Genomic DNA, 16,129 nt, shown 5'->3' on the forward strand with positions numbered 1-16,129 from the left:
GCCGGGACCCTGCCGCTGGCCTTATTCGGATTTTTCAGCCGCAGCGGGCCTCGGGCCCGCATCCCAGGGGTTGCTATGCCCCAGCTGGCCGGTGGCGACACCATAGATGATGACCCCGAGCAGTGCTGCCGCGAGGGACAGGCGCACGCCGAGTGAGTGGAAGGTGCGACGTTTGCGCTTATCTCCCTGGTCAATCATCAGGTAGTAGAATCCGCTGCCAAGGCTGGAGACCAGCGCCAGCATGAGGACGATTATCAGGGCTTTTAACAAGGTTGTACCTCCGGGGTCATGCTACCACTTATCGAATAATGCCTGCTGTGCTGGTAGTTGGCCCGGCAAGACAGAAGGAGTGTAGTGTATTGAATTTACATGAGCGGCTGATAACGTGGCCGGGCGAAACACAGTTGCCGGCCCTGTGAGTTGCCCCTGATGAAGCTGCAGTATAAACCAGGCCAGCCCGGCTGGCCCGTGATGGAGTCGCGCTGAATGGCGACCCGGCTTGAATTCGATTTTGAGTGGCGTATCACCCTGTTCACCCTGGTGTTGCTGCCGCTGCTGATATCACTGGGGTTCTGGCAGTTGCAGCGGGCACAGGAGAAGGCAGTATTGGCCGCGGCCTTTGAGCGCCAGCAGACACTGCCCCCTGGCCCGCTGGCCGGTCTCCGGGACGAGGAGGGAGTCGCCCTCGCCTACCGGCCGGTTGTACTGCAGGGGCGCTATCGGGCCGGTGAGCACTTCCTGCTGGATAACCGCATGCTGGAGGGTCGCTTCGGCAACGAGGTGCTCACTGTGTTTGAGCTCGCCTCCGGCGGCCTGGCGCTGGTGAACCGCGGCTGGGTGCCGGCGGACGCCAGTCGCCGGGTATTGCCGCAGGTGCCGGAGGTCCGCGGCGAAGTGCGCCTCACCGGACAGCTGTACGTGCCACCGGGCGAGCCCTACCTGCTGGCGGATGAGGCGATTGCCGGACCCTGGCCGCGGCGCCTGCAGGCGGTGGAAATGGACAAGATCGCCGAGTCCCTGGGGGCGACGTTGTTCCCCTATGAAGTGCGTATAGACGAGGGCCAGCCCGGCGCACTGGCGGTGGACTGGCAGGTGATAAATATCAGTCCCGCCAAGCACCGGGCATACTCCGTACAGTGGTTTACCATGGCCGCGGTACTGGCACTGGTCTACCTGTTGCGCAGCACTAACCTGTGGCAGCTGGCCAGGGGTAGAGCCGGACCGGGAGCTGATAGCGAGTAGCTTATGAACGAACAACAACAGATCCGTAACAACCGCCTCGTGCTGTTGACGATTGCCGGCATTCCACTGACCATGATCCTGGCGGCGAGCTGGCTGTGGTATTTCGTGGTTGAGGGTGACCTGGACCTGGTAGGTACCTTTGGTACCGCCAACCGTGGCCAGCTGGTGCAACCACCGCGGCAGCTGGATGATTACCTTATGCGCGATGACCAGGAAGCGCCGGTCAAATACAGCGACCTGCCCCGCAAATGGAGCCTGGTGGTGGCCAACCAGGGCCCCGCCTGTGGCCCCGTGTGTGAACGCTCGCTCTATGTCACCCGGCAGATCCATATCGCCATGGGCAAGGAATTCAACCGCATAGACCGACTCTACCTGAGTGAGCAGACGCCGGCAGCCACCCGCCTGGAGGTCAGCGAATTGAGTGACCAGCACCCTGCCCCGGCCGCCATGGCTGAACTGCTGGCAACCGAGCACCGCGGGATGAAAGCGCTGACCCTGGCCGCAGGTGCCTATCAGGAACTGTTCCCCGAGCAACAGCGCGATGCCAGCACCTGGTACCTGGTTGACCCGGCAGGCTGGGTGATGATGTCGTACAATAGCGGTATTCACTACAAGGATGTGATCTCCGACCTCAAGTTCCTGCTGAAAAATTCCAGTGAGTAACAGCGTCATGGCCCTAGAACAGAGTACAGAAGCCGCCACCTGGCGCGACTACAAGGAGCTGACCAAGCCCAACGTGGTCCTGTTGATGATTCTCACCTCGGCTATCGGTATGTTCATGGCGGTACCGGGCATGGTGCCGCTGGATGTGCTGGTGCTGGGCAATCTCGGTATCGCCCTCTGCGCCGGCGCCGCGGCGGCGGTCAATCACCTGGTGGACCAGCGCATAGACCTGCAAATGTCCCGTACCCACAATCGACCCGTAGCCAGCGGTCGGGTGAGCAATACCCAGGGGGCGATTTTTGCCCTGCTAATGGGCGGCCTCGGCATGACAATCCTGATGGTGTTTATCAACCCGCTGACCGCCTGGCTGACCCTGGCGTCGCTGGTGGGTTACGCCTTCATTTACACCATGTTCCTCAAGCGGGCGACGCCGCAGAATATTGTGATCGGCGGCCTGGCCGGTGCCATGCCGCCGCTGCTGGGCTGGACCGCGGTTACCGGCGAAATCGGCGGCCATGGCCTGCTGCTGGTGCTGATAATTTTCGCCTGGACCCCGCCCCACTTCTGGGCGCTGGCCATCCATCGCCGGGAAGAGTATGCCGCCGTCGGCATCCCCATGCTGCCGGTGACTCACGGTGTGGCGTTCACCAAGCTGCAAATCCTGCTGTACACCATTATCATGTTCCTGATCACCCTGCTGCCCTACGCCACCCGCATGAGCGGCCCGCTGTACCTGCTCGGTGCCGTGGTCCTGGGCCTGGGTTTTCTCTACTGGGCGGTGGAACTGATGCGGGGCAAGAACCCCAAGGCCCCCATGGAGACCTTCAAGTATTCCATCATCTACCTCATGGCCCTGTTCGTGATCATGCTGTTTGATCACTACCTGTTTCCGGTAAGTACTCTATGACCAATGTCGATGAGCGCCAGCGCGCCCAGTCCCGCAACGTGAAAGTCACGGTTGCCGCCGTGCTCGTTTTTATCACCGTGGTGGTGGCCGGATTCGTCTATCGAATCCAGCAGCCACGGGTGATGACATCCACCGAAATGAAGGTGAACGGCCTTTATCTGCTGGAAACCCCGCGTAATTTCGGTGAAATAAACCTGGTCGACCATCACGGTGAGGCCTTTACCCGGGACCGGCTGGAAGGTCGCTGGACCCTGCTGTTTTTCGGCTTCACCCACTGCCCTGACATCTGCCCGACCACCATGGCCTTTCTCGACCAGTTCATGGGCCAGCTCGAGGGCACAGAAGTTGCGGACACCCGGGTGGTGCTGGTGACGGTAGACCCGGCCCGGGATACGGTCGAGCAGCTGGCGAACTATGTGCCCTACTTCAACGAGGACTTCCTCGGGGTCACCGGTGAGTTTCTCGATGTGCACCGTTTTGCCACTGCCCTGAACACGCCATTTCGCAAGGTCCCGGGGCAGGATGAAAACTACCAGGTGGACCATAGTGCCAATGTGGTATTGATAAATCCCCGCGGCGACTATCACGGTTTTTTCAAGGCCCCGCTGGACCAGGCGAAGATGAAAGTGACCTACCGTTCAGCGCGCGTACTCTGGGATCGCTGACCTGTCGCCATTCCGGCCACTGCCGGAAGCCAGAAGCCGTTATTAAAGGGCTTTTCATGGAAGTGAAGACACAATTACTGGCGGGCCCGACAAACCCGAATAGAGAGTTCTAAAATGGATTCAATGCCCCCGATTGTCCTCGTCGATGGCTCCTCCTACGTCTACCGGGCCTTCCATGCCCTGCCCATGCTGACCACCTCCGAGGGCCGCAACAGCGGTGCCGTGCGCGGGGTCATCAGCATGCTCCGCAAACTGGTGGCGGAGTACCCGGAATCACCGGTGGCGGTGGTCTTCGACGCCAAGGGCAAGACCTTCCGCGACGATATCTTTGCCGAGTACAAGGCCCAGCGGCCGCCGATGCCGGATGAGTTGCGCGAGCAGATCGAGCCCATTCACGGCATCGTCAGGGCCATGGGGCTGCCCTTTCTCTGCATCGAGGGCGTTGAGGCCGATGACGTTATCGGCACCCTGGCCCGGCAGGCCAGTGCCCAGGGCAGGGATGTGGTGATTTCCACCGGTGACAAGGACATGGCCCAGCTGGTGGACCGCCATACCACGCTGGTCAATACCATGACCGGGACGGTGCTGGATGAAGCCGGGGTGAAGGAAAAATTCGGTATACCGCCGGAGCTGATCATCGATTTTCTCGCCCTGATGGGCGACAAAGTCGACAACATACCGGGCGTTCCCGGAGTAGGGGAGAAAACCGCCCTGGGCCTGCTGCAGGGCCTGGGTGGCCTGGATGAGATCTACGCTTCCCTCGACAAGGTCGCCGGGCTGTCCTTTCGCGGGGCCAAATCCATGGGCGCCAAACTGGAAGCGGAAAAGGACAAGGCCTACCTGTCCTACGAACTCGCTACCATCAAGACCGATGTGGAACTGGCGCAGAGCCCCGAGCAGCTGGCCAATGGCGAGCCGGACAGGGAAGCCCTGGTGGACTGGTTCACCCGCATGGAGTTTCGCGCCTGGCTGGAGGAGTTGCTGGGGGAGGGCGAGGCGCCCGTTGCCGAGCAGATCGAGACCCAGTACCAGATCGTGACCGCACAGAAGGACCTGGACCAGTGGCTGCAGGAACTGGCGGCGGCAGACCTGTTTGCCTTTGACACCGAGACCACCAGCCTGAACTATATGGAGGCACGCATTGTGGGGGTGTCCTTTGCCGTGGAGCCGGGCAGGGCAGCCTACGTGCCCCTGGCCCATGACTATCTCGGCGCGCCCGAACAGCTGGACCGGGACGCGGTGCTGGCCCGGCTCAAGCCGCTGCTGGAGGACCCGGAGCAGGCCAAGGTCGGGCAGAACCTCAAGTATGATGCCAGCGTGCTGGCCAATCACGGTATCGAGCTCCGCGGCATTGCCTACGACACCATGCTGGAATCCTATGTGCTGAATTCCACTGCCACCCGTCACGATATGGACAGCCTGGCCCTGAAGTACCTGGGTCAGGGTACCATTCACTTTGAAGACATCGCCGGCAAGGGCGCGAAACAGCTCACCTTCAACCAGGTCAAGGTGGAGGAGGCGGGGCCCTACGCGGCGGAGGACGCCGATATCACCCTGCGCCTGCACCGGGCGCTGTGGCCGAAACTGGAAGAGCAGGGCAGCCTGGCGTCGGTGTTCCGCGACATCGAGCTGCCGCTGGTGCCGGTACTGTCGCGCATCGAGCGCCGGGGAGCCCTGTTGTCGACCGAGCTGCTGCACCGGCAGAGCAAGCAGCTGGGCCAGCGGCTGGAAGAGCTCAAAGCTGATGCCTACGACCTGGCGGGACAGGAATTCAATCTCGGCTCGCCGAAACAGCTGGGCGAGATCCTGTTCGAGAAGCTGGAACTGCCGGTGATCAAGAAAACCCCCAAGGGCGCCCCCAGCACCGCCGAGGACGTGCTGGTCGAACTGGCCCTGGACTACCCGCTGCCCAAGCTGTTGCTGGAATACCGCAGTCTCTCCAAGCTGAAATCCACCTACACCGACAAGCTGCCGGGGATGGTGAATCCGCAGACCGGCCGGATTCACACCTCCTATCACCAGGCGGTGGCCGCAACCGGGCGCCTGTCGTCCTCCGACCCCAACCTGCAAAACATTCCCATCCGCACCGAGGAAGGCAGGCGCATCCGCCAGGCCTTTATTGCGCCCCGGGGCTACCGCATTGTGGCTGCGGACTACTCCCAGATCGAATTGCGTATCATGGCCCACCTGTCCGCGGATCCGGGCCTGCTGGCGGCCTTCCAGGACGGGCTGGATGTGCACCGGGCAACCGCCGCCGAGGTGTTTGAGGTCGACCTCGAAGCGGTCTCGGCGGAGCAACGGCGCAAGGCCAAGGCGATTAATTTCGGCCTGATCTACGGCATGTCGGCCTTCGGCCTGGCAAAGCAGCTGCACCTGGGCCGCAACGAGGCTCAGGCGTACATAGACCGCTATTTCGAGCGCTACCCGGGCGTTGCCAGCTACATGGACCGGACCCGGGCCCTGGCCAGGGAGCAGGGCTACGTGGAAACCCTGTTCGGCCGGCGTCTGTACCTGCCGGAGATTAACTCCCGTAACAAGATGCGGGTCCAGGCTGCGGAACGTACCGCTATCAACGCCCCGATGCAGGGCACCGCCGCCGACATCATCAAGCGGGCCATGCTGGCGGTAGACGCCTGGCTGGGCGAGGGTGAAGCCGATGCCTACATGGTGATGCAGGTGCACGATGAGCTGGTACTGGAAGTGGCGGTGGACCAGGTCGAGCCGGTTTGCGACCAGCTCTGCAGCCTGATGTCCGCTGCCGCCGAGTTGTCGGTGCCGCTGCTGGTCGAGGCGGGGGTAGGGGACAACTGGGACGAGGCCCACTAGAACCTTGTCGAGCCGGTGAGTGTCAACAGGCCCTGGGGTCCGGCTGCAGCGGGCCGGTAAAAATTTTTCTGGTCAGTGGGAACTCATTGCCCGCAACCCGGTCCTAAACTATGTAGCAAGTGCTACACCCCTATGAAGGCTTTCTCCATAGTCTTCGAGAGCAAGTCTCTTTCCCCAGAGACCCTAGGTGTCCCGGTTGCCTTCCCCCTAGAGGCAACCGGGTTTTTTTTGCCGGGAGTCAGCGCGATCGCTGTGAACGGACCCTAGCAGCTCTCGATATGCTCATCATCCCCGTACACGCTGGCATCGGTCAGCCAGCTGTCGAGGACCTCGATCAGCTGTTGGTGACCGCTGTGCCTGAGGGCGGAAAACAGCTGCACGCTGACCAGCTCCTGGTGGGGCTGCATTGCCTTGCGCACTGCCAGCAGGGCGTTGTTGGCGGGCCCCTTCTTGAGTTTGTCGGCCTTGGTCAGCAGGATGTGCACCGGCATGTGGGCCGCCAGCGCCCAGTTGAGCATTTGCTCGTCGAAGGGCTGCAGCGGATGGCGCACATCCATCAGCAGAATCATTCCCCGCAGACACTGGCGTTTAGCCAGATAATTTTCCAGTTGTTTGGTCCATTCCTGCTTGACCGCCACTGGAACCCTGGCAAAACCGTACCCCGGCAGGTCCACCAGGCGCTGGCTGGAAGACAGCTCGAAGAAGTTGATCAGCTGGGTGCGTCCGGGAGTCTTGGAGGTTTTGGCGAGCTTCTTGTTATTGGTCAAGCTATTGATTGCACTGGATTTTCCCGCGTTGGAGCGGCCGGCAAAGGCAACTTCCCAGCCCTCGTCCGGGGGGCACTGGTGAAGTTTGGCGGCGCTGGTCAGGAACTGGGCCCTGCGATAATCGGGGGCTTCGGGAGCCGGCACTTGATCCTGCTCAGACATTGTGCGTTATTGCCTTTTTAGGTGTGTGTATCTCGTATATAATGCCACAGCTTTTTTCACATGTTATCAAAAGCTTGCGCAGCATGAGGCTGCGCCGTATTGACCGTGAGGTGTGTTATGAAAAAGATTGTTGCTGCAACCCTGCTGCTGTGTGCTACTTCCGCCATGGCCGAACCGGATATGGACAAGTACAACAAGAGTTGTGCTGTTTGCCACGCTACCGGCGCCGCCAACGCGCCCAAGACCGGTGACGCCGCCGCCTGGGAAACACGCATGGCCAAGGGCATGGACGCGCTGGTTGCTTCTGTAAACACGGGCCTGAATGCGATGCCCCCCAAGGGCATGTGCTTTGACTGCTCCGACGAAGACTACAAGGCCCTGATCGAGTACATGGCCAAGCCCGCCGAGTAAACTCGCGGCCTGACGACGAACAATCTGGAACGAACATGAAGAAAGTTGTAATCCTGGCCAGCGTGTTGCTGGGCCTGAGCCAAGCCGTCGCCGCGCAGACGGGTGATGCTGCCAAGGGCAAGGAACTGTCCGTGACCTGCAGCGCCTGTCACGGTGCCGACGGTAACAGCGCCGCCCCGACCTTTCCCAAGCTGGCGGGCCTGGGCGAAAAGTACCTGCTCAAGCAGTTGCAGGACATTCGCGATGGCGCCCGTCCGGTGCCCACCATGGTGGGACAGGTGGATAACATGAGCGACCAGCAGCTGGCCGACCTGGCGGCGTTTTACGCCTCCCAGGCCCGTTCCGGCGGTCAGGCCGATCCCGAACTGGTAGCCCTTGGGGAAAAGGTCTATCGTGCCGGTGTCGCCGAACGCAAGGTGGCCGCCTGCACCGCCTGCCACTCACCCAACGGCAAGGGCAATGCCCCCGCCGGCTTCCCGGCGCTGGCTGGACAGCACGCGGAGTATATCGCCGCGCAGCTGAAAGCCTATCGCAAGGGCTACGAGGACGAGACTGGGCGCACCAATGATGGCGACACCATGATTATGCGCACCAACGCCTTCGGTCTGTCCGACAAGGAAATCGAAGCGGTTGCCAGCTACGCCTCCGGCCTGAAGTAAGCCTGACTGGCGGATTAAAGGTGGCAATATGCCACCTTTTTTTATCACCCGACGAACCCGGTCCACGATTGATGGTCTCACTGGGGTGAGCACTATAAGGAGATGCCCAGTTAATGTTGAAACGATTCCTGACGATACTGTCCCTGAGCCTGGTAGCCGTTACAGCCACTGCCGAGGAGACCTACGTTGCCGGCGAACACTACGATGTGATCAGTCCGGCGATACGCACCGCCAACCCCGGTAAAATAGAAGCGGCAGAATTTTTCTGGTACGGCTGCGGGCATTGCTACACCTTTGAACCCATGCTGGCCCAGTGGAAAAAAACCCTGGCTGATGATGTCAGTTTCCGCGGTGTTCCCGCCATGTGGGGTGGCGCCATGGAACTGCATGCCCGGGCCTATTACGTTGCGCGGGCGCTGAAGGTCGAGGACAAGATGGACACCGCCATGTTCCAGACGCTCAATGTGGACCGCAAGCCCCTGCGTAGCGAAAAGGAAATAGCCGAGCTGTTTGCGGCCCACGGTGTGGCCGAGGAGGATTTCTCCAGGGCCTTCAACTCCTTCGGTGTCAGCAGCCAGGTGCGCCAGGCCAATGCCACTGCCCGGGCGGCGAAGATTACCGGCACTCCCTCGATGATGGTCAATGGCAAGTACCTGATCACTACCCGCAAGGCAGGCGGTACTGCCAATATGCTCAAGGTTGCCGATTTCCTGATTGAGAAAGAGCGCGCCGCCAGCGGCAGCTAAGCCAGCCTGATTGTCATTCCCGAGCCCGGCATCTGCCGGGCTTTTGCGTTATGGCCCTTAAATTTTCAGCCACGGGGGAATCGGCAGGCCCTTGTTTTCCAGGAATACCGGGTTGAACAGCTTGCTCTGGTAGCGGTTGCCGTAGTCACAGAGAATAGTGACAATGGTGTGCCCCGGGCCCAGCTCCCGGGCCAGGTTTACCGCCCCGGCGATATTAATGCCCGAGGAGCCACCCAGGCACAGGCCCTCGTGGCTTAGCAGATCAAAAATATAGGGCAGGGCTTCTTCATCGCTGATGGTGAATGCCGTATCCACCCGGGCCTCGGCCACGTTGCCGGTAATGTGGTTGATACCCACCCCCTCGACAATCGAACCGCCCTCGCTGGGAGTCAGCTCACCGCGTTTGAAATAGCTGCACAGGGAAGCGCCTGCCGGATCGGCGATACCAATGCGCACGTTGGGGTTTTTGTCCTTGAGGGCGGTGGACACACCCGCCAGGGTACCCCCGGTGCCCACCGCGCAGATAAAACCGTCCACCTTGCCGTCGGTTTGCTCCCAGATCTCCCTGCCAGTGGTCCTGGCGTGGATGTCCATGTTGGCAGTGTTGTCGAATTGCCGCGCCCAGATCGCCCCGTGCTCTTCCCTGGCGGCCAGCTTGCGGGCCAGGCGCTCGGCGGTGTGGATATAGTGCTTGGGATCGGAGTAGGAGGTCGCGCCCACCAGGTGCAGGTCGGCTCCCAGCAGTTCCAGCGAGTCGATTTTCTCCTTGCTCTGGGTGATGGGCATGACCACCGTGCTGTGGTAGCCCAGGGCGTTGGCCAGCAGGGTGAGGCCAATACCGGTATTGCCCGCCGTGCCCTCGACGATGCGCCCTCCGGGCGCCAGCTCGCCGGCTGCTTCAGCGGCCCGGATAATGCCCAGTGCGGTGCGGTCCTTGACCGAGCCACCGGGGTTGAGAAATTCTGCCTTGCCGAGAATAGTGCATCCGGTGAGCTTCGATACCTGCTTGAGGTGGAGCAGGGGGGTGTTGCCGATGAGCTGGGTGACGTCCTGGGCGGTCTGCACGGTGGTTCTCCGGGAAAATGCCCGCAGAGTATGCCACAGCCCGGTGGCCGGGTCAGGCCGTCGTCGACCGGGTCAGGCGAAATGCCGCGAGGCTCAGCAGGAAGGCCCCCAGGGTGATGGCAAACATGGCGATGAGCATGGGCTGCGGACTGTCACTGAGCACCGCGCCCACCAGCGCGGCGGCGACGGCAGACAGGCCCATCTGGATAAAGCCCAGCAGGGCCGAGGCGGTGCCGGCAATCTGCGGAAAGGGCGCCAGGGCCATGGCCATGGCGTGGGGCAGGACCAGGCCCATGCCGATGGCATACAGCGCCATGGGCAGCATCAGCACCCAGATATTGTGGGGCCAGGCGCTGGCGCCCAGCCACATGACGGCGGTGGTGAACAGGCAGAGCAGCGCGCCGCTGAGCATGGTCTGTCGCGAGTCATAGCGGGAGGCCATGCGCGCACTGACCGCGCTGCCGGCGATATAACCGGCAACCGTGGTGAGGAAGACAAAGCCGAAGTACTGCACCGGCACACCCAGCATGTCGATGTAGACAAAGCTGGCGGAGGACAGGTAAGCCATCAGTCCGGAGTAGATCAGGGCGCCGGCGATGGCGATGGCCAGGTAGGCGCTGTCGCTGACCAGCAGGGCGTAGTTGCGGGCGATGTTGACCGGGTGGAGGCTCTGGCGCTGGGGCAGTGATTCAGCCAGGTACAGCTGTAACAGGACAATCATCAACAGGGCGTAAACGGCGAGGAACAGGAATATCACCGGCCAGGGCAATACCAGGAGTACAAGCCCCCCGAGGGTTGGCGCTACCGCCGGGCCCAGCGCCATCAGCATGGCGATGAGCGACAGCGCCCGGGCGGCGCCCCGCGGGCCGAAAACATCGCGGGTGATGGTGCGCGCCAGGGTGGGGCCGACGCAGGCGCCGATGCCCTGCAGGAAGCGGAACACCAGCAATTCCTCGATGCTGGTCGACTGGGCGCAGCCGATACAGGCGGCGACAAACACCCCGGTCCCCAGGGTCAGCACCGGCTTGCGGCCAAAGCGATCGGCCAGCGGGCCGCAGGCCAGGTGGAACACCGCAAACCCCGCCAGGTAGCTGCTCAGGGTGAGGTGCATGTGGCCGATATCGGTGTCCAGTGCCCGCATCATGGTCGGCATGGCCGGCAGGTACATGTCGACGCTGAGGGGACCGAGGGCGACCAGGGCCGCCAGCAGCGCCAGCAGCCAGGGGGAGTCGGGTTGGAGATGTCGGCTGGCCATGGGCGGGGGAGGGTAGCCCATGGCGGGGCCTGAGGGAACCGTTACTGCTCGAATTTCATCACGGTTTTCCACCACAGCCGCGGCGCCAGGGTACGCCATAAAAACAGGAGCCTGGCTTCACTGGGATAGATAATGTCCTTGTCCCGGGCCACCCCTCTCTCGATGGCGTCGATCATCTTTTCCGGGTCCGCGAGCCGGCCCTTCTCCCGGGATTCCCTGATGCTGCCCGGGGAGTCGGTTTCCAGGGTCTGATCTATCAGCGGGGTGTTGACCGCAGGCGGGCACACCAGGTGGGCGCGCACGCCACTGGCCCGGATTTCGTTCTGCAGCACCTCGATGTAGGCGTTGACGGCCGCCTTGGTGGCGCAGTAGGCGCCCATTTTCGGTACCAGGGCGGTGCCGGCGATGGAGCCGAAGGCGATAATCCGGCCTGTTTTGCGCGCCTGCATCGACGGCAGTACCGCGCGGACCATGTAGGTGGTACCGAAGTAATTGATGCGGAACAGCTGCTCCATGCCTTCGTGGCTGTGCTCCGCCAGGGGGTAGGCCGGCATCAGGGCCGCCGCGTGTACCAGCAGGTCCACCGCCCCCAGCTGCTGTTCCACCTGGGCCACCTTGTGGTTGACGTCTTCCAGGCTGGCAATATCGCAGTGGAAGGCGGTGATATTGTCCGACCCCGCGGCGGTGGCCTCCAGGCCCTGCTGGTTGACGTCGAAAATGGCCACCCGGGTGCCCCTGGCCGCCAGCCGTCGCGCGTAAATCCGGCCCATGCCGCTGGCCCCGCCGGTCACCAGGGCGACCTGTTCTGCTGTCCCCATTGTCCGCTGTCCCCGAGCTTTCTGTGAGGGTCCTATGGTGGGACGGCGGCGCTGCGACAGCAAGCCCGGAACCGGCCACCGTAAGTTGTAACTTTTAGCAGGCCTTAGTCCCTGAGCAGGGTGTTGTCATCGATATGGTCCAGCGGCAGCTCGGTACGCTGTACCACCCGGCGCAGCTCAAAACTGGAGTGGACACCGGCGACCCCGGGAATCCGGGTCAGTCGCCCGAGCAGAAACTGTTCGTAGTACTCCATGTCAGCGACCACCGCCTTCAGCAGGTAGTCGGCGGACTGCCCGGTGACCACCGAGCATTCCATGACCTCCGGGTAGCTCATGACCTCGGCCTCGAAGGCCTCAAAGCGGTCGGGGGTGTGCCGGTCCATGCTGATGCCGATGTAGGCGGTGAGCTGGAGCCCCAGCATCGACTGCTTGAGCAGGGTGACGTGGGCGCGGATCAGCCCCGATTCCTCCAGCCGCTTGACCCGGCGCGAACAGGGGGTGGGTGAGAGGCCGACCAGTTCGGCCAGTTCCAGGTTGCTGATGCGGCCATTGCGCTGCATGGCCTGGAGTATCTTGCGGTCGGTGCGATCGAGTTTCATGGATTGGCGTCGTTGTTCCCGGAATGAGATGGCCTGTCATGACCATATTACAGTTACTGGTCCATTCCGGGCAAAATAACGCGAATATTGTACGCTTTATAGTGAATAATTGCGCAAAAAGCGTATCAAACCGCGATATTTGCAGACATTCCCTCCCTGCCAGTAGCTATACTGTGTGCAGGCTGGGATACCGCCCGCGCGAACCGGTTCGCCACAGTTACCCGCTGTGGCGGAATGCGCACCGTGCCTCAAAAGGGCTTGCGCCCGCGGGTGGGCAGCCATCGCTAACCATAACGGATGAATCCATGAGCAGCTTCGACCACAGCAAGTACCAACCTTTCCAGCCCCTGCGCAAGACTGACCGGCGCTGGCCCGACCAGATCATCGACCAGGCCCCCCTGTGGTGTTCGGTGGACCTGCGCGACGGCAACCAGGCGCTGATCGAGCCGATGACCGCGGCGCAGAAATCCCGGCTCTGGGACCTGCTGGTCAAGGTGGGCTTCAAGGAAATCGAGGTGGGATTCCCCTCCGCCTCCAGCCACGACTACGATTTCGTGCGCGAGCTGATCGACAATGACCGGATTCCCGCGGATGTGACCATCCAGGTGCTGGTGCAGGCCCGCCAGGAGCTGATTGAAAAAACCTTCGAGGCGCTCAAAGGTGTGCGCCGGGCGGTGGTGCACGTGTATAACTCCACCTCCACGGTGCAGCGTGAGCAGGTGTTCGGCCTGGACCGCCAGGGCATTCTCGATATCGCCGTCAATGGCGCCCGGCTGGTGCAGGAATGCGCGGACCGCTACCCGGAAACGGAGTGGGTCTTCGAGTACTCGCCGGAGAGCTTTACCGGTACCGAGGTCGATTTCGCGGTCGAGGTGTGCAACGCGGTCACCGCCGTCTGGCAGCCGACGCCGGACAGGCCGGTGATCATCAACCTGCCGGCGACCGTGGAAATGAGCACGCCCAACGTTTATGCCGACCAGATCGAGTGGTTCTGCGATCACGTGGACAGGCGCGACAGCCTGCTGATTTCGCTGCACACCCATAACGACCGCGGTTGTGCCGTGGCGGCGGCGGAACTGGGGGTGATGGCCGGCGCCGACCGGGTGGAAGGCACCTTGATGGGCAATGGTGAGCGCACCGGCAACATGGATGTGGTGACCATGGCCATGAACCTCTACAGCCAGGGGGTGGACCCCAGGCTGGACCTGGCCAATATGGACGAGATCATCCAGACGGTGAAGGAGTGCACCCAGTTACCGGTGCATCCGCGGCACCCCTGGGCCGGTGAGCTGGTGTTTACCGCCTTTTCCGGCAGCCACCAGGACGCGATCAAGAAATGCCTGGCGCGCCGCGACGACAGCCGGGCCTGGGAAGTGGCCTACCTGCCCATCGACCCCGCGGATATCGGCCGTTCCTACCAGGAGGTCATCCGCATCAACAGCCAGTCCGGCAAGGGCGGCATTGCCTATGTGCTGGAGCGGGATTACGGTTATGACCTGCCGCGCTGGCTGCAGATCGATTTCAGCGCCGCGGTGCAGGCCTACGCCGAACAGCGGGAGACTGAGGTCGGCCCGGAGGAAATCCACGACCTGTTCCACCAGACCTACCTTTCCCAGGACAGTGGCTGGCGCCTGGGTGACTACAAGCTGAGCCGCGAGGACAAGATCGACAAGCTGGAAATCGATCTGGTCAACGGCGGCAGCCATACCATCACCGGCACCGGTAACGGGGTGGTCGCCGCGTTTGTCGACGCCATGTCGTCGGTGATCGGCAAGCCTATCGTGCTGGTGGAGTACTCGGAACACGCCCTGAGCCAGAGCGCGGATGCCGAGGCGATCTGCTATATCCAGCTCAATATCGATGGCCAGCGCTGTTGCGGCGCCGGCCGCAGCCACGACATCGTGCAGGCCTCCATGAACGGCATCCTCAGCGCCATCAACAGCACCGTGGGCGCCGAGACTGTCGCCGCCTGAAGTCTCAGGCCCTAGTAGGGATGGCGCCGGAAATAGTCCTGCGCCGCCGCCTTCACTTTTCCTGACAGGTAAAGTGTGGAGACCATGGTGGGTATGGCCATGATGGCGTAGGCCCCCGAGATCAGGTTGAACACCACCTTCAGGCTGACGGTGGCTCCGAAAACGATGGTTGCCAGGAAGAACCAGCGGTAGTGGTGCTGTATCTGGGCCCCCACCAGGAAGCCGAAGCACTTGGCCCCGTAGTACCAGCAGGCGAACATGGTGGTGCTGCTCAGCAGCAGGGTGACCAGGGTGAGCAGGCCGGTTCCCAGGTTGCCGAGCTCGGCGTGAAAGGCGTTGGCGGTGAGCGTTACCCCGGACAACTCCCCCGGCTCCTGCCAGGTGCCGGCGAGCAGGATGACGATAGCGGTGCAGGTGCAGACGATCAGGGTATCCGCCACCGGGCCCAGCATGGCGACCAGGCCCTCGCGGACCGGTTCGCTGGTGCGGGCCGCTCCGTGGGCCATGACCTCGGTGCCGAGGCCGGCCTCGTTGGAGAACACCCCGCGGCTGACCCCGATCAGCACCACCCCGAGAAAGCCGCCGCCCACCGCCTGGGGGTTGAATGCCTCACTGACGATTAGCGACAGGATGGCGGGCACCGCGGTGATATTGCTGGCGATCAGGAACAGCGTCATACCGAGGTAAATCAGGATCATCAGCGGCAGCACGGTGACGGCCACCCGCGCCACCCGTTGCAGGCCGCCGAAAATCACCAGGCCAACCACGGTGGCCATCACCAGGCCCAGCAGCAGGTTGCCCAGTGGGCCGGGCTCGCCAATCATGCCGCTCTGGCGTATCAAGGCGCTGAGCTGGTTGGCCTGGAACATGGGCAGGGTGCCGATCAGGCCCATCAGGGAAAACAGGATGGCCAGCGGGTAGAAAACCCGGGGCATGGCCTCGCGAATCACGTACTGGGGGCCGCCCTGCAGCCGCCCGAGGCTGTCGCTGCCGCGGTACATCACGCCCAGTGTGCAGGTGAAGAACTTGGTGGCCACGCCTACCAGGGCCGACATCCACATCCAGAACACCGCCCCCGGACCGCCGGCCACAATGGCCAGCGCCACCCCGGAAATATTGCCCAGGCCCAGGGTGCCGGACAGGGCCGCGGCCAGCGCCTGGCGGTGGCTCAGCTCGCCGGGCTGGTCGGCGGAATCGTATTTGCCCAGCAGCAGGCCGAAGGCGTGGCCGAAGTGGCGGTAGGGGAGCAGGCGGGAGTAGAAGGCGAAAAACAGGCCGCCCCCCAGCAGCAGTATGACCGTGGGCGTACCCCACACGGCGTTGGCGAATTGGACGGAATAGTGCTCCAGTGTTGCTATCACGATGATGGGC

At 62.5% G+C, this 16,129-nt stretch carries 16 protein-coding genes; 9 read left to right on the top strand and 7 right to left on the bottom strand.

Annotated features, from left to right (window positions below; genetic code table 11):
* Nucleotides 1-21: 21 nt before the first annotated feature.
* A complete protein-coding gene (locus DWB85_RS09195; protein ID WP_117953926.1) occupies nt 22-270 on the bottom strand; it encodes a DUF2909 domain-containing protein in 249 nt (82 codons plus the stop codon).
* A gap of 216 nt (nt 271-486) precedes the next feature.
* Between DWB85_RS09195 and DWB85_RS09200 the strand changes: the two genes are divergently transcribed.
* The 5 genes from DWB85_RS09200 to polA all read left to right on the top strand — a co-directional run bounded on the left by DWB85_RS09200 (nt 487) and on the right by polA (nt 6,303).
* Nucleotides 487-1,242 carry an SURF1 family protein gene (locus tag DWB85_RS09200; protein WP_117953927.1) on the top strand — a complete coding sequence of 252 codons (756 nt, stop codon included), beginning with the start codon at nt 487-489 and terminating at the stop codon, nt 1,240-1,242.
* Between the two features lie 3 nt (nt 1,243-1,245).
* Nucleotides 1,246-1,905 carry a hypothetical protein gene (locus DWB85_RS09205; protein WP_117953928.1) on the top strand — a complete coding sequence of 220 codons (660 nt, stop codon included), beginning with the start codon at nt 1,246-1,248 and terminating at the stop codon, nt 1,903-1,905.
* Nucleotides 1,906-1,912: 7 nt separating this feature from the next.
* Entirely contained in the window at nt 1,913-2,812 is a 900-nt protein-coding gene (cyoE, locus tag DWB85_RS09210) for a heme o synthase (protein WP_117953929.1), read from the top strand.
* Nucleotides 2,809-3,477, top strand: coding sequence for an SCO family protein (locus DWB85_RS09215; protein WP_117953930.1), 669 nt, complete (start codon nt 2,809-2,811; stop codon nt 3,475-3,477). The genes cyoE and DWB85_RS09215 overlap by 4 nt, the downstream gene beginning before the upstream one ends.
* A gap of 114 nt (nt 3,478-3,591) precedes the next feature.
* On the top strand, nt 3,592-6,303 hold the full coding sequence (gene polA, locus DWB85_RS09220; protein WP_239017270.1) for a DNA polymerase I: 2,712 nt from the start codon (nt 3,592-3,594) through the stop codon (nt 6,301-6,303).
* A 263-nt stretch (nt 6,304-6,566) separates the two neighbouring features.
* Here polA and yihA read toward each other — a convergent pair whose 3' ends face one another.
* Nucleotides 6,567-7,232, bottom strand: coding sequence for a ribosome biogenesis GTP-binding protein YihA/YsxC (yihA, locus tag DWB85_RS09225; RefSeq protein ID WP_117953931.1), 666 nt, complete (start codon nt 7,230-7,232; stop codon nt 6,567-6,569).
* A 117-nt stretch (nt 7,233-7,349) separates the two neighbouring features.
* Between yihA and DWB85_RS09230 the strand changes: the two genes are divergently transcribed.
* The 3 genes from DWB85_RS09230 to DWB85_RS09240 all read left to right on the top strand — a co-directional run bounded on the left by DWB85_RS09230 (nt 7,350) and on the right by DWB85_RS09240 (nt 9,048).
* On the top strand, nt 7,350-7,643 hold the full coding sequence (locus DWB85_RS09230) for a c-type cytochrome (protein ID WP_117953932.1): 294 nt from the start codon (nt 7,350-7,352) through the stop codon (nt 7,641-7,643).
* A 35-nt stretch (nt 7,644-7,678) separates the two neighbouring features.
* Complete coding sequence (locus DWB85_RS09235; protein WP_117953933.1) at nt 7,679-8,302, top strand: c-type cytochrome; 624 nt, start codon at nt 7,679-7,681, stop codon at nt 8,300-8,302.
* Between the two features lie 113 nt (nt 8,303-8,415).
* The gene (locus tag DWB85_RS09240) at nt 8,416-9,048 is read left to right on the top strand and encodes a thiol:disulfide interchange protein DsbA/DsbL (RefSeq protein ID WP_117953934.1); all 633 of its coding nucleotides are present in this window, start codon (nt 8,416-8,418) and stop codon (nt 9,046-9,048) included.
* Nucleotides 9,049-9,105: 57 nt separating this feature from the next.
* Here DWB85_RS09240 and DWB85_RS09245 read toward each other — a convergent pair whose 3' ends face one another.
* From DWB85_RS09245 to DWB85_RS09260, 4 genes are all read right to left on the bottom strand, one after another.
* The gene (locus tag DWB85_RS09245; protein ID WP_117953935.1) at nt 9,106-10,113 is read right to left on the bottom strand and encodes a cysteine synthase A; all 1,008 of its coding nucleotides are present in this window, start codon (nt 10,111-10,113) and stop codon (nt 9,106-9,108) included.
* A gap of 52 nt (nt 10,114-10,165) precedes the next feature.
* Complete coding sequence (locus DWB85_RS09250) at nt 10,166-11,389, bottom strand: multidrug effflux MFS transporter (RefSeq protein WP_239017271.1); 1,224 nt, start codon at nt 11,387-11,389, stop codon at nt 10,166-10,168.
* 20 nt (nt 11,390-11,409) lie between these two features.
* Entirely contained in the window at nt 11,410-12,186 is a 777-nt protein-coding gene (locus DWB85_RS09255) for an SDR family NAD(P)-dependent oxidoreductase (protein ID WP_117953937.1), read from the bottom strand.
* A 104-nt stretch (nt 12,187-12,290) separates the two neighbouring features.
* Nucleotides 12,291-12,785 (bottom strand): Lrp/AsnC family transcriptional regulator, encoded by a 495-nt coding sequence (locus tag DWB85_RS09260; protein ID WP_117953938.1) that lies wholly within the window; start codon nt 12,783-12,785, stop codon nt 12,291-12,293.
* Between the two features lie 305 nt (nt 12,786-13,090).
* On the opposite strand from DWB85_RS09260, the gene leuA reads away from it, so the two are divergent.
* Nucleotides 13,091-14,758, top strand: a complete 1,668-nt coding sequence (gene leuA, locus DWB85_RS09265) for a 2-isopropylmalate synthase (protein WP_117953939.1) — start codon at nt 13,091-13,093, stop codon at nt 14,756-14,758.
* An 11-nt stretch (nt 14,759-14,769) separates the two neighbouring features.
* Here the strand turns inward: leuA and DWB85_RS09270 are convergent, their stop codons facing one another.
* On the bottom strand, nt 14,770-16,125 hold the full coding sequence (locus tag DWB85_RS09270) for an alanine/glycine:cation symporter family protein (protein ID WP_420820266.1): 1,356 nt from the start codon (nt 16,123-16,125) through the stop codon (nt 14,770-14,772).
* Nucleotides 16,126-16,129 lie beyond the last annotated feature (4 nt).

Origin of the sequence: Seongchinamella sediminis (assembly GCF_003457605.1) — a bacterium.
Classification (GTDB): Bacteria; Pseudomonadota; Gammaproteobacteria; order Pseudomonadales; family Halieaceae; genus Halioglobus; species Halioglobus sediminis.